The organism is Streptomyces sp. NPDC087215 (assembly GCF_044744885.1).
GTDB lineage: Bacteria > Actinomycetota > Actinomycetes > Streptomycetales > Streptomycetaceae > Streptomyces.
Genome location: NZ_JBIUZD010000007.1, coordinates 115,520 through 129,149 on the forward strand (window position 1 = coordinate 115,520; position 13,630 = coordinate 129,149).

A 13,630-nucleotide genomic window follows, 5' to 3' on the forward strand; every position below is an offset into this window, starting at 1 on the left:
CGGGCGAGGTCGGGTGAGGGCGCACCACGGCACAGTCCTTCAGGGCCGCTGAGGGCCGTGCGGGGCGGTTTCCCAATTCTTGCTGGCCCGTGCGCGGGCGGCAACGAGCAATTGAGGTCGCTGACAGGAATGCGGGGGTATGCCTCTCATATCCCTGCCCAGTTGCCCATTGTTCACTCCCCGTTTCCCCTCCTGTTTCACCCCTGGACGGCGAGTACCAACGGAAACACCCCGTCCGCTCCGGCTCGCCGCAGCAGTCGTGCCGACACCGCCAGGGTCCAGCCACTGTCCGACAGGTCGTCCACCAGCAGGACCGGCCCGTCCACCTCGGCCAGTCGACCGGCCAGCTCGGCGGAGACCGTCAGGGTCCGCTGCAGCCCCACCACCCGCTGGGCGCTGTTCGTCCGGGACAGTCTGAGGTCCTCCGCCTCCGGCACGTACTCCACCGAACCGAGCAGGGGCATCCTGCCGATCTCGGCGATCCGCTGTCCGAGCGAGCCCACCAGCCGAGGTCTGCGGTGGGAGGCCACCGTGACCACTCCGGCGGGTCTGGCCGGGGCCTCCGGCGCCCCGGAGGCCCAGCCGCCGGGTCCCTTGGCCCAGTCGGCGAGCACATGCACGACCGCCTGCACGACATCGTCCGGCACCGGCCCGTCGGCGGCCCCGTCGGCGAGCAGCGGACGCAGCCGGTTGCCCCAGCCGATGTCCGAGAGCCGTCCCAGGGCCCGTCCGCCGAAGGACTGCTCGCCCGGTGGGATGCGGCCCTTCAGGTCGACCCCCACGGCGGCGAGCCCCGTCGGCCACATCTTCCGCGGCTCGACCTCCACGCCCGGACGGCCAAGCTCCCCCTTCGCCGCGTCGAGCGCCGCGTCGGACACCTTCGGATCGAAACGGTTCCCCGCGCAGTTGTCGCAGCGACCGCACGGAGCGGCCTGCTCATCGTCCAACTGGCGTCGCAGGAACTCCATGCGGCAGCCCGTCGTCGCCGCGTAGTCGCGCATCGCCTGCTGTTCGGCGGCCCGCTGCCGCGCCACCCAGGCATACCGCTCCGTGTCGTACGACCAGGGCTGCCCGGTGCTCTCCCAGCCGCCCTTCACCCGGCGTACCGCACCGTCCACGTCCAGAACCTTGAGCATCGTCTCAAGACGTGTCCTGCGCAGCTCCACCAGCGGCTCCAGGGCGGGCAGCGACAGCGGCCGACCAGCCTGCGCGAGCACGTCGACGGTCCGCCGCACCTGCTCCTCCGGAGGGAAGGCCACCGAAGCGAAGTAGCGCCAGATCGCCTCGTCCTCCTGTCCGGGCAGGAGGAGCACCTCCGCGTGCTCGACCCCGCGCCCCGCACGGCCGACCTGCTGGTAGTAGGCGATCGGGGAGGACGGTGACCCGAGGTGGACGACGAAGCCGAGGTCCGGCTTGTCGAAGCCCATGCCGAGGGCCGAGGTCGCCACGAGCGCCTTCACCCGGTTCGCCTGCAGGTCCTCCTCCGCCTGCTGCCGATCCGCGTTCTCCGTGCGGCCCGTGTACGTGGACACGATGTGCCCGCACTGACGCAGATAGGCCGTCACCTCGTCCGCCGCCGCGACCGTGAGCGTGTAGATGATCCCGGAGCCCGGCAGCTCACCGAGGTGGTCCGCAAGCCAGGCCAGCCGGTGGGCGGCGTCCGGCAGTCTCACCACGCCCAGGCTCAGGCTCTCCCGGTCCAGCGGCCCCCGCAGGACCAGGGCGTCCGTGTCGACGCCCGTACCGAGCTGCTCGGCCACGTCGGCCGTCACCCGGGCGTTCGCCGTCGCCGTCGTGGCGAGGACCGGAACGCCCGGGGGCAGATCGGCCAGCATCGTGCGCAGCCTTCGGTAGTCAGGCCGGAAGTCGTGCCCCCAGTCCGAGATGCAGTGCGCCTCGTCGACCACCAGCAGCCCCGTGGCCGCCGCGAGCCGGGGCAGCACCTGATCGCGGAAGTCGGGATTGTTGAGCCGCTCCGGACTCACGAGCAGAACGTCCACCTCACCCGCGGTCACCTCCTCCTGGACGGTGTCCCACTCCTCCGTGTTGGAGGAGTTGATCGTGCGGGCGCGGATGCCCGCCCGCGCCGCCGCCTCCACCTGGTTGCGCATCAGCGCGAGCAGGGGAGAGACGATCACGGTCGGACCGCTGCCGCGCTCACGGAGCAGCGAGGTCGCCACGAAGTAGACCGCGGACTTGCCCCAGCCCGTCCGCTGCACCACCAGGGCCCGGCGCCGGTCGGCGACCAAGGCCTCGATGGCCCGCCACTGGTCCTCGCGCAGTCTCGCGCGGCCCGTCGGGTCCGAGACGAGACGGGCGAGCACGGTGTCGGCGGCGGTTCTGAGGGCGGCGCGGTCTTCCGGGGCAGCTGAGTGGGTCATGACTCCATGCAACCCGATGCCTCGGACATCGCGCGAACGAGGCACCGGATCTGTGGACAACCCTGCGGGCGGCGAAAGCCTCGTCCCGGAAGTTATCCACAGGGGTTTCGGAATTCGGGAGATCACGAGACGGTCCTGACCATGAACGCGAATCATCACGAAACCAGCGGACCCACCCGTACCCAGCAGATCACCCTGCGCGGCCCGGCCGAGCTGGCCGACGCCCTGCCGTTCGTGCTGGGCTTCCACCCCACCGACTCCGTCGTCCTGGTCGCCCTCCACGGCGAGCGAGGCCGCTTCGGCGGCCGGGTCAGGCTCGGCATCCCCCGCTCGCCCGGCGAATGGGAGTCGACCGCCGACCACCTCGCCGAATGCCTCGTCGAAGGGGACGCCAGGAGCGGCGGCACCCGGCCGGACGGCATCGTCGTCTTCCTCTGCCAGGACCCCGGGCCCGGCGAGACGGGCCGCCGGGTCATGGAGCGCCTCCGCCCCTTCGCCCAGCGGCTCCGCACCGCCTGTGGGGCCCTGGACATCCCCGTCTACGAGGCCCTCTGCATCACCGACGGCCTGTACTTCTCCTACTGCTGCCCGGACGCCCGCTGCTGTCCGCCCGACGGCACCCCGCTCGCGCTCAGCGGGACGACGGTGATGGCCGCCGCCGCGACCTACGCCGGAGTGCGGGTGAGGGGCTCCCTCCGGGACATGGAGAACCGGTTCAGGCCGTCTGAGGAACCCGGTGAGGAAAGGCAGCGGGCGGCGCTCGACACGGCCGCCGCCTCGATCGTCCCGAAGATCCTCACCGACACCGGAGGCGGGGGACGGGAACAGGTGCGCGAGCGGACACTGGCACTCGCCCGTGAGATCCTCCGCCGATTCGCCGGCCCGAAGGACGAAGAGAGCGCGAGCGCGGCGAAGCGCGCGGGGGGCCCGAAGGTTCCGGCGGGCCCGACCGCCCTGCCGGGTACGGGGACCCCGCCGGGCACGGGCAGGCCCGGCGGCGGCACGGCGGAGCGGGACGCGGCCGACGAGGCGCTCGTCGACGCCGAAGAGGCCGCCGCGCTCGTCCTCGGCCTCCAGGACCGCGTCACCCGGGACCGCGCCGCCGAGTGGATGGAGGGCTGGGAGGGGGCCGCGGCCCTGCGCCTCTGGCGCGTGCTCGCCCGGCGCTGTGTCACCCCCTACCAGGAACACGCCGCCGCCCCTCTCACGCTCGCCGCCTGGACCGCCTGGTCGACCGGCGACGAACCGACCGCCCGGGTCGCTCTCGGCCTCGCTCTCGACGCCGACCCCGAGTACGTCTTCGCACGCCTGCTGCACCAGGCGTGCAACGAGGGCCTCGATCCGGAGTCGCTCCGCTCCTGCCTGCGGGCCGAACGGGACTCCCGGTCCGCTGTGCAGGAGCCCGAGCCGTCCGCCGTGAGGGGAACCCGCTTCCCCGCGCACACGGCCCGTCCCAGGGGCACCCGCCAGACCCTCGCCAAGCCGGGGCGACGGACCGGGGGAGTGCGCCGCCCCGGCGCCGGGGTCAGGCCCGGCGGCCCCGCCGCCACCCGCCCCGGGAGCGGCACCGCGAAGCCCGACGGGCAGCGCGGCAGCAGGAGCGGACGGTGACGACCGTGACCCTGCCGCCCACCGACGCGTTCAGCTCTCTGGCGGAGCCGTCGCAACGGGCCCGCCGACGCCCCGCCGGCCGCCCGGTCCGCACAGAGAGCACCCTGCACCCGCCATGGCCCTCAGCCCCGCCCCGGCCCCCGGCCGCCCCACCGGACACCCCCTCGGCCCCCCGCCGGGCCGCCCCCCGGGTGGCGCCGCCGCGCCCCCGCACACGGCGGCCCGTCCCACGGAACTCCCCTCGGTGCACGGCGCGCTCCTCTGCGTCGCCCTGCCCGCCCTCGCCGTCTGCCCCGAACACGGCCAGCTCACCGGCGAAGGACCCGACGGCGTGTACGCGGCGGGCAGACGACTCCTCTCGCGGTGCGTCCTCCGGGTGGCGGGGCGCGAGCCCGTCGCCCTCCAGGGCCGGATGGCGACGGCGGACCGCGCGGTCTTCACCGGTGTCCTGCGCGCCCCCGGAGCACCCGGACCCGACCCCGGCATCACCGTCGAACGCACCCGGAGCGCCGACGGGACCGAGCGCATCACCCTGCGCAGCGCCGTCCTCCGCCCCCTCCGGCTCCCGGTGGAAATCGCCCTGGGCACGGATCTCGCGGACCTGGGCGCGGTGGCGTCCGGACAGCAGGGACCCGAACTCCCCGCGACCGTGCACGGCACCGGACTGCGCTGGACGGGAGCCGACGGACGGTCGGTCGCCGTCACGGCGGACCCGCCGCCCATGGACGCCCTGGCGGCGGCCGGAGTCCTGCGCTGGGAGGCCGAACTGGCCCCGGGAGCCGCGTTCACCGTCCGGCTGCGACTGCGCGACGAGTCCGGCCGGTCCAGCGGAGCACCGGGAGCGGGCGCCGGACGACCCGGCGGACACCTCCTCGCCGAGGCCCGCGCCGAGGGCGACGACCCGCGCCCCGGAGAGCTGCTGCGGACCTCCGTCGAAGATCTGCGGGCCCTGCTCCAGCGCGACCCCGCCCACCCGGCGGACGTCCACCTCGCGGCCGGAGTCCCCTGGCGCTGCGGACCGGTCACCGCCGAGGCCCTCTGGGCCGCGCGCATGGCGCTCCCCCTGGGCACCCGGCTCGCCGCCACCACCCTCCGCGCCCTCGGACGCACCCAGATCCCCGGCGAAGGGCCGGACTCCGGACGCGTCCAGGGCCCCCTCAGGGACGCGGGCCCCTACCTGCCGCCCCGCTGTACGGGCATCGAGTCCACCCTCGCCTTCCCCGCAGTGCTCGCCGAGGCCCGCCGGTGGGGACTCCCGGCCACGGACCTGGAGGAGCTGCTGCCGGTGGCGGAGCGGTGCCTCGGCTGGCTGCGCCGCGCGACAGGCGGGAGCGGCCTGGTGCCGGATCCGGGCCCCGGCGGCCCCTGGCGGGCCGAGACCCAGGCCCACGCGCACCGCGCGGCCCTTCTCGGCGCGGACCTGCTCGACGCGTGCGGCCGGCCGGGAGGAGACGCGCTGCGGGAGACGGCGGGCAGACTGCGCGAGCGGTTCCGGCACGAGTTCTGGCTCGACGACCCGGCCGGAGGGCGCCCCGCCGCGGCCCGCACGCCCGAGGGCCGGACCTGGACCCAGCTGGGCGGTTGGGCCGCGCACCTGCTCGACACCGGACTGCTCGGCGGTGGCCGGTACGCGCCGGGTCTTCTCGACGAGACCCGGACCGGCCAGGTGGCCCGACTGCTCGGCACCCCCGCCCTCGACTCAGGTTGGGGCCTGCGCGGTCTGGGGACCAAGGAGCCCGGCCACAACCCCTTCGGACACCGGGCGGGCGCGGTGCGCGTCCACGAGACGGCGGTCGCCGTCGCCGGGCTCGCCGTCGCCGGACACGAGAAGGAAGCCGCCTCGCTGCTGCGCGGGCTGCTCGACGCGGCGGAGACGTTCGACCGTCGACTGCCCGAGATGTACGCGGGGGAGCAGCGCACGGCGGGCACCCGGCCGGTACCGCACCCGGCGGCCTGCCGTCCGGCGGCCGTCGCGGCGGCAGGCGCGGTGCACGCCCTGCTGGCCCTCGCGGGAATCCGGCCCGACGCCCCGGGCCGGTCCGTGTCGACGCATCCGATGCGCTCGGCCCCGTGGGGCTCGATCCGTTTCTCGGGGCTCGTGGTCGCGGGCGAACCCTTCGCCGTACGCGTGGGCCGACTGGGCCTCGGAATGGTCGAGGAGGCCGCCGAGGGCCTTCAGCTGGGGGTGTGAGGGAATGCCGGGAACGGACACGAGGCAGGCCCCGGGACACGGTGGGGAAGTCCTCGCCGGTGCCCCCACCAGGCGTGTTTATCGTCAGGAAGACGACTATGATCGGCGCATGTCTCCCTACGACCCGTCGGCTTTTCCGCCCTTCGCCGTCACCGTCGATCTGGTCGTGCTCACCGTGCGGCACCACGCGCTCTGCACCCTGGTCGTGCGTCGGGGCGAGGAGCCCTACGAGGGGCACTGGGCACTGCCCGGAGGCTTCGTACGGGCCGAGGAGGACCTCGGGGCCGCCGCCGCCCGCGAACTGGTCGAGGAGACCGGGCTCCGCGCCCACGACCCCGCCGCCCCGCCGCCGGTTCCGAGCAACGGCGCCCACCTGGAGCAGCTCGCGACCTACGGGGCGCCCGACCGGGACCCGCGGATGCGGGTGGTGAGCGTGGCCCACCTGGCTCTCGCGCCCGACCTTCCCGCACCGAGGGCGGGCGGAGACGCGGACAGCGCCCGCTGGGCGCCCGTCGAGGAACTGCTCGGCGGCGCGGACACGGTCGGAGTCGCCGGAGCCGAAGGGGCCGGAGCCGCAGGTGCGCTCGCCTTCGACCACGGCCGGATTCTCGCCGACGGTGTGGAGCGCGCCCGTTCCAAGATCGAGTACTCCTCGCTCGCCACGGCCTTCTGCCCGCCGGAATTCACTGTCGGAGAGCTGCGGCGCGTCTACGAGGCCGTCTGGGGGGTGTCCCTGGATCCCCGCAACTTTCACCGGAAGGTGACCGGCACGCCCGGCTTTCTCGTTCCGGCCGGAGGTACCACGACCCGTCAGGGCGGGCGCCCCGCACAGCTCTTCAGGGCAGGTGGGGCCACCCTCCTCAACCCGCCGATGCTGCGGCCCGAGGTCTGACGGACGGGCGCATCCGGCACCCCAAGGCATCAATCCTGCGCTGAAAGTCCGAAATGTAGCGTTATCTTGCTGCGGTAGCGCCGCCCTGCCGCGGAGCGGTGTCACCTACCGCGAGAGAAGCGATGCTCCAGGCAATCGGACTGACCAGCCTTCCCCGCCGCGATCGCCCGGCCGCCGTGGACGATCTGACCTTCGAGGCCCGGCCGGGCGCCGTGACGGCTCTCCTCGGCCCCCGGGGCTCCGGCAAGACCACCACTCTCCGCCTCATGCTCGAACTCGAGCCGGGCCGTGGGACCACCTACTTCCGAGGGCGTCCGCTGCATCGGATCGCCCATCCGCAGAGCGAGGTCGGCGTCCTCCTCGGAGACGTCCCCGGACACCCGTCCCGCACGCTCCGAGGCCAGCTCCGGATGCTCTGCGCCGCCACCGGGGTCCCGGCCTCGCGGGCCGACGAACTGACACGGACCGTGGGCCTCACCGGCCTGGAGCACCGGAGGATCGGCACGCTGCCGGTCGGCGCCGACCGCCGACTCGGCATCGCCTCGGCCCTGTTGGGCGCCCCCCACACCCTGCTGCTCGACCAGCCGGGCGCAGGGCTCTCCACCTCCGAGGGCGCGTGGCTGCACGAACTGCTGCGTTCCCACGCCTCCGACGGAGGAACCGTCCTTTACACGACGGACGACCCCAAGGACGCGGCCCGCAACGCCCATCGCGTCGTCACCCTCGACCGGGGCAGGCTCGTCGCCGACCAGGACGCCGTCGAGTTCGCCCGCACCCGGCTGCGCCCCCGGGTAGCCGTCCGCACCCCCCAGGCCGCCCGGCTGGCCGCCGTGGTCACCCAGGAGGCCAGGGCGGCCCGGCGTCCGGTCGAGGTCGTCGCCGAGGAGGGCAACCGGCTCTCCGTGTACGGGAGCGACTGCGCGTCCGTCGGCGACACCGCGTTCCGCCACGGTGTCCCGATCCACCGGCTCACCGCCGAGACGGGGGACGCCGGCCCCCTCCGGCGGACTTCCGGGACGACAGCCCCCGAGGCGCCGGGCTCCGGTCCCGCTCCGGACCGCGCCTCCGCCGCTTCCCCCGGGGCGGGGTCACCGTCCGCCGGTACGGGTTCGTCGTCCCGGCGGGTCTCGGTCGGGTGCGCTCCCCGAGGCGCGTCCGTCGCGCGACGGCCCGTCCGCTCACCCCTCCGTCCGCTCCGGTACGAGCTCCACCGCCTCCTGGGAGTGCCCTCCACGCCACTCGTCGTCGGCGGAGTCCTGCTCGTCTCCGTGACGCTGGCCCTGCTCCTCGGGCGAGGTGGCCGGGTCGCCCTGCCCGCCGTCCTGACCGGCTGGCCGGGCATCTCCCCGCTGCCGCCCGCCGCTCTCGGGGCGGGACTGCTCGGCGCCTTCTCGTTCGGCGAGGAGTACCGCCATCCCGCGCTGACCACGGGGCGGGGGGCCGTGCCCCGCAGATCCGGCCTGCTGCTGGCGAAGCTCGCGGTCTCGGCCCTCGTCGCGCTGCTGATCGGAGTGCTCGTGGTGGTGGCGGACCTGGAGGCCCTGAGGCTCGTCCACGGCGCCGAGTTGATCCCCGTACCGAAGAACTGGCCTGCTCTCGGAGCGAGTTGGCTGGGTCTGCTGGTCGGATGCGCCTGGGCCGGATTGCTCGGGGCGGGGGTGTTCCGCGCGGCGGCGGCCGGGGTGGCCGCCGTGCTCGCGGTGCCGGTCGCCCTCGTCCCGCTGCTGCAGAAGGTGCTGACGGGGTCGACGGTCCGGTCCGCCGCCGGACTCCCCGCGCGGCTGCGCGAGTTCGCCGGACCGCAGTGGTCCCCGGGTGCGGAGCGCTGGCTCGCGGGGGCGCTGCGCGTGCTGGGGCAGCCCGCCGGAGTGGCGCTCTCGCTCACGCTGACAGCGCTGTTCTGTGCCTATGTGTTCACGGGCCTTCGTCGTAAGGCTCGTTGGTGACCGTATGTGGAGTGAAATAGTCCACTCTCGCTTCAACTTCCCTGGAATATGCGACTTATGTCCGACTAATCGTCAATTGTGTAGGGGGTGGCGATCACCCTTTCGTGTGCTTTTCACCAAAGACCTCAAGGGTCACTGAAGCAACGCCGACAAAGGATGCGTGAGTACCCTTGCGCACACCATGATGACCGCCGCCCGCCCCGTCGACTCCGGTATCGGAGCCCCGGGCGAGCTCGACCGCTACCCCTACGTGGAGGCTTCCGCCGCCGGCCGCGTGGGCCCGCCCTCCTGGGAGGGGGTGGACACCGACCTGGGCCGGGTCGGCCGCCGGAGTGGCAGCCGGGGCCGCGGCCTGCACGGGCAGCTCGTCCAGCAGCTCGGCCAGATGATCGTCTCCGGCGACCTCGGGGCCGACCGCCCGCTGGTCCCCGAGGAGATCGGTCAGCGGTTCGAGGTCTCGCGCACCGTAGTGCGCGAGTCGCTGCGCGTCCTGGAGGCCAAGGGGCTCGTCAGTGCCCGCCCCAACGTCGGCACCAGGGTCCGGCCCGTCAGTGACTGGAACCTCCTCGACCCGGACATCATCGAGTGGCGTGCCTTCGGCCCGCAGCGCGACGACCAGCGCCGCGAGCTGAGCGAGCTCCGTTGGACGATCGAGCCCCTGGCCGCGCGCCTCGCCGCCGGGCACGGCCGGGAGGACGTTCAGCAGCGGCTCGCCGACATGGTCGAGATCATGGGGCACGCGTTCGCCCAAGGGGACGGCATCACCTTCTCCCGTGCCGACGCGGAGTTCCACTCCCTCCTCATCCAGCTGGCCGGGAACCGGATGCTGGAGCACCTCTCCGGGATCGTCGCTGCCGCGCTCCAGGTGTCCGGCGGCCCCGTCACGGGCTGCGACCGCCCCAGTGAGGCGGGCCTCTCCCACCACGCCCGGATCGTGGACGCCCTGGCCGCCGGGGACGCGCTCGGCGCCGAGACGGCCATGCGGCAGCTGCTCCTGGTCCACCCCGAGGTGGACCGCGTCGTTCCCGCTCCCCGCGAGCACTGACCGGCGGGTCGTGGCCGGGAGCCTCGGAGGCATGGGCACCGCCCGCCGCCGGACGCGCGTGCCACCGGGGGGAGCCCGTGAGGGATTCCCCCGGGTGGCGCCGGGAATCTACTCGCGAGAATGTACGCTTATCTACTCCTCTGCGTCATATGCCCCACATGAGGTGTGACTCGGGCCACGAAGATTGGGCGTAACACTCCTCCGGGCCGTGCGATGACCTAAGAGGTGACGGTCGAGGAAGGAATACAGCAGCCGATGGAGGCGCTGTGCAGTTCCCCGGTCCAACCCGCGCCGTCGACACATTCCCCGTCGACGGTCGTCGGCTCCAACCCGATCCCGGGTGGGGCCGGAAGCCGTTTCCATCGTTCCGAGAGGTTGTTCGTGTCGGCCAGCACATCCCGTATGCTCCCGCCGGAGATCGCCGAGTCCGAGTCTGTGATGGCGCTCATCGAGCGGGGAAAGGCTGATGGGCAGATCGCCGGCGATGACGTGCGTCGGGCCTTCGAGGCTGACCAGATTCCGCCAACCCAGTGGAAGAATGTTCTGCGCAGCCTCAATCAGATCCTCGAGGAAGAGGGTGTGACGCTGATGGTCAGTGCAGCGGAGTCGCCGAAGCGCGCCCGCAAGAGCGTCGCAGCGAAGAGCCCGGTCAAGCGCACCGCCACCAAGACCGTCACCGCCAGGACGACCGTGACGAAGACCACCGTCTCGGCCACGACCGTCGGTGCTGCCGAGGGCGTCGACCCTGACGAGGCCGGTTCGTCCGCCAAGAAGGCGGCTGCGAAGAAGACCGTCGCCAAGAAGGCGGTGGCCAAGAAGACCGTCGCCAAGAAGGCGACGGCCAAGAAGGCCACGTCCAAGAAGGACGCCGACGACCTGGCCGAGGGCGAGGAGCTCGAGGACGTCGCGCCCGGCAAGGGCGAGGAGGAGGAGACCGAGGGCGAGAGCAAGGGCTTCGTCCTGTCCGACGAGGACGAGGACGACGCACCGGCCCAGCAGGTCGCCGTCGCCGGTGCCACCGCCGACCCGGTCAAGGACTACCTGAAGCAGATCGGCAAGGTCCCCCTGCTCAACGCCGAGCAGGAGGTCGAGCTCGCCAAGCGCATCGAGGCCGGGCTGTTCGCCGAGGACAAGCTCGCGAACTCCGACAAGCTCGCGCCCAAGCTCAAGCGCGAGCTGGAGATCATCGCCGAGGACGGCCGCCGGGCCAAGAACCACCTCCTGGAGGCCAACCTCCGTCTGGTGGTCTCTCTGGCCAAGCGTTACACCGGCCGCGGAATGCTCTTCCTGGACCTGATCCAGGAGGGCAACCTGGGTCTGATCCGCGCGGTCGAGAAGTTCGACTACACCAAGGGCTACAAGTTCTCCACGTACGCCACCTGGTGGATCCGTCAGGCCATCACCCGCGCCATGGCCGACCAGGCCCGCACCATCCGTATCCCGGTGCACATGGTCGAGGTCATCAACAAGCTCGCCCGTGTGCAGCGCCAGATGCTCCAGGACCTGGGTCGCGAGCCCACCCCGGAGGAGCTGGCCAAGGAACTCGACATGACCCCCGAGAAGGTCATCGAGGTCCAGAAGTACGGTCGTGAGCCGATCTCCCTCCACACCCCGCTGGGTGAGGACGGCGACAGCGAGTTCGGCGACCTGATCGAGGACTCCGAGGCGGTCGTCCCGGCCGACGCGGTGAGCTTCACGCTCCTCCAGGAGCAGCTGCACTCCGTGCTCGACACCCTCTCCGAGCGAGAGGCGGGCGTCGTCTCGATGCGCTTCGGTCTCACCGACGGCCAGCCGAAGACGCTGGACGAGATCGGCAAGGTCTACGGCGTGACCCGTGAGCGGATCCGTCAGATCGAGTCGAAGACGATGTCGAAGCTGCGCCACCCGTCGCGCTCGCAGGTGCTGCGCGACTACCTCGACTGATCCGTCCCGCCGTCGGGCGAGGCACGGAGCGGTACGCGGAAGGGCCCGGTTCCCCCAGGGGAGCCGGGCCCTCCGGCTGTCCGCGCGGGTGCACGCCGCGGGCGCGTGGTGGACGCTGGGTGAACCGACATCACCGGAGAGTCAGGAGACTCCATGCGCGGTTCCCTCCCCCGAGCTGTGACGGGCGCCCTGGGCGTGATCGCCGTGGCGGCCGGGCAATTCGCCTCCGCCGCCCCCGTCGCAGCCGACAGCGTCGTGGTGGGGGGCCGTGAGGCCCAGATCACGGAAGCGCCGTGGGTCGTGGCGCTCTCCAGCCGTGACCGGTTCGGAGGTACGCGCGCGGGGCAGTTCTGCGGAGGCGTGGTCGTCGCGCCGACCAAGGTGCTCACGGCGGCCCACTGTGTGGGCCGTGAGGCGCTCGGCGGCGAACCGTGGGAGGTGCGGGACCTCGCCGTCATCGCGGGCCGTACGGCGCTGCGCGGGCAGGGCGGCGAGGAGGTCCGGATCTCGGACACCTGGGTGAACCCGGACTACGACCCGACGACCAACGCGGGCGATCTCGCAGTGCTGACGCTGGCGAGCCCGCTGCCGCAGTCGTACGCGATCGGCGTCGCCCGTGCGGGGGACGCGGCGGAGGCTCCGGGCACCGAGGCCGACGTGTACGGCTGGGGGGACGTGAGCGGCGACGGGGCCTACTCCTCCACCCTGCGGACGGCGCGCGTGCAGGTGCTGCCGGACAGAGCGTGCGAACGGGCGTACCCGGACGGCTCCGGCGCCGGGTACCGGGGCCGGACGATGTTGTGCGCGGGTGATCCGGGGGGCGGCAAGGACGCCTGCCAGGGCGACAGCGGCGGGCCGCTGGTGGCCCGGGGCGTGCTCATCGGCCTGGTGTCCTGGGGGAACGGCTGCGGGCAGGCGGAGAACCCCGGGGTGTACACGCGGGTCTCGGCGGTGCTTCCGGCACGCTTCTGAGCGCTCGGGCCGGGCATTTCTGAAGGGCGCCGCCAGGAGCGGACACGAGAGCGGGCGGTCACCCCCCTGGAACTTCGGGGGTGACCGCCCACCGTCCGGTCATTGGCCGGATCTGAGCTCGTCGTGGTTGCGAAGCGTCAGTGCTCGTCGCCCACCGTGCGGGCCGGCACATCCGTCAGCCGGTCCGTCTCATCCTGTATCTCAACGGCGATCTTCTTGAGTTCCGGCTCGAACTTGCGTCCGTGGTGGGCGCAGAAGAGCAAGTCACCTCCGCTGGTCAGGACGACACGCAGGTATGCCTGGGCGCCGCAGCGGTCGCAGCGGTCAGCGGCCGTCAGGGGGCTCGCGGGGGTCAGAACAGTAGTCACGTCGCCTCTTCTCTAGCTCGACGAGCTGTCGTACCAGGGTCAACATCCAACCAGGCCGAAAACGTTCCCGCTCGCGGCTTTTCCTCGAAACTTCTTCCTAGGTGGCTGTTTGCTGCCGGTTGGCGGCGAATGAGCCGTATTGCTTCGCTCTACGGATTTCGCGTTGCTTGTGTGGGTCGGCCCTCCCGGCGCGGTTGCCGGTTGTTCATGAGGACGTGCCCGGAGCCTAAATGGTTCATGCCTGGAAGGGAACGTGATGTTCGCGTCACCCCCTCGAGGGATCGAACATTCATACGACTCT

General features: G+C 72.6%; 9 protein-coding genes. 7 read left to right on the top strand and 2 right to left on the bottom strand.

From position 1 onward, the window contains the following. Positions 1 to 197: 197 nt before the first annotated feature. Positions 198 to 2,381 carry a RecQ family ATP-dependent DNA helicase gene (locus tag ACIO92_RS20060; RefSeq protein WP_366444251.1) on the bottom strand — a complete coding sequence of 728 codons (2,184 nt, stop codon included), beginning with the start codon at positions 2,379 to 2,381 and terminating at the stop codon, positions 198 to 200. 141 nt (positions 2,382 to 2,522) lie between these two features. On the opposite strand from ACIO92_RS20060, the gene ACIO92_RS20065 reads away from it, so the two are divergent. The 7 genes from ACIO92_RS20065 (at position 2,523) to ACIO92_RS20095 (ending at position 12,961) form a co-directional block, all read left to right on the top strand. Beyond that, positions 2,523 to 3,992, top strand: coding sequence for a DUF4192 domain-containing protein (locus ACIO92_RS20065; RefSeq protein WP_366444252.1), 1,470 nt, complete (start codon positions 2,523 to 2,525; stop codon positions 3,990 to 3,992). A gap of 115 nt (positions 3,993 to 4,107) precedes the next feature. Next, complete coding sequence (locus tag ACIO92_RS20070; RefSeq protein ID WP_402282634.1) at positions 4,108 to 6,183, top strand: glycogen debranching N-terminal domain-containing protein; 2,076 nt, start codon at positions 4,108 to 4,110, stop codon at positions 6,181 to 6,183. 109 nt (positions 6,184 to 6,292) lie between these two features. Further along, the gene (locus ACIO92_RS20075; RefSeq protein ID WP_401241249.1) at positions 6,293 to 7,075 is read left to right on the top strand and encodes an NUDIX domain-containing protein; all 783 of its coding nucleotides are present in this window, start codon (positions 6,293 to 6,295) and stop codon (positions 7,073 to 7,075) included. A gap of 122 nt (positions 7,076 to 7,197) precedes the next feature. Next, positions 7,198 to 9,021, top strand: coding sequence for an ATP-binding cassette domain-containing protein (locus ACIO92_RS20080; protein ID WP_402282632.1), 1,824 nt, complete (start codon positions 7,198 to 7,200; stop codon positions 9,019 to 9,021). Between the two features lie 160 nt (positions 9,022 to 9,181). Then, positions 9,182 to 10,066: a FadR/GntR family transcriptional regulator gene (locus tag ACIO92_RS20085; protein WP_401241255.1), complete on the top strand. Its 885-nt coding sequence runs from the start codon at positions 9,182 to 9,184 to the stop codon at positions 10,064 to 10,066. 381 nt (positions 10,067 to 10,447) lie between these two features. Next, on the top strand, positions 10,448 to 11,989 hold the full coding sequence (locus ACIO92_RS20090) for an RNA polymerase sigma factor (RefSeq protein ID WP_402282629.1): 1,542 nt from the start codon (positions 10,448 to 10,450) through the stop codon (positions 11,987 to 11,989). A 153-nt stretch (positions 11,990 to 12,142) separates the two neighbouring features. Continuing rightward, positions 12,143 to 12,961: a serine protease gene (locus ACIO92_RS20095; RefSeq protein WP_402282628.1), complete on the top strand. Its 819-nt coding sequence runs from the start codon at positions 12,143 to 12,145 to the stop codon at positions 12,959 to 12,961. Positions 12,962 to 13,098: 137 nt separating this feature from the next. On the opposite strand, the gene ACIO92_RS20100 is transcribed toward ACIO92_RS20095, so the two are convergent. Then, a complete protein-coding gene (locus tag ACIO92_RS20100; protein ID WP_030211728.1) occupies positions 13,099 to 13,329 on the bottom strand; it encodes a hypothetical protein in 231 nt (76 codons plus the stop codon). Positions 13,330 to 13,630 lie beyond the last annotated feature (301 nt).

Excerpts from the sequence above, each read along its gene's own strand:
- ACIO92_RS20080 (WP_402282632.1), top strand. The coding sequence starts at position 7,198 with ATGCTCCAGGCAATCGGACTGACCAGCCTTCCCCGCCGCGATCGCCCG.
- ACIO92_RS20070 (WP_402282634.1), top strand. The coding sequence starts at position 4,108 with ATGGCCCTCAGCCCCGCCCCGGCCCCCGGCCGCCCCACCGGACACCCC.
- ACIO92_RS20060 (WP_366444251.1), bottom strand. The coding sequence starts at position 2,381 with ATGACCCACTCAGCTGCCCCGGAAGACCGCGCCGCCCTCAGAACCGCC.
- ACIO92_RS20075 (WP_401241249.1), top strand. The coding sequence starts at position 6,293 with ATGTCTCCCTACGACCCGTCGGCTTTTCCGCCCTTCGCCGTCACCGTC.
- ACIO92_RS20065 (WP_366444252.1), top strand. The coding sequence starts at position 2,523 with ATGAACGCGAATCATCACGAAACCAGCGGACCCACCCGTACCCAGCAG.
- ACIO92_RS20095 (WP_402282628.1), top strand. The coding sequence starts at position 12,143 with ATGCGCGGTTCCCTCCCCCGAGCTGTGACGGGCGCCCTGGGCGTGATC.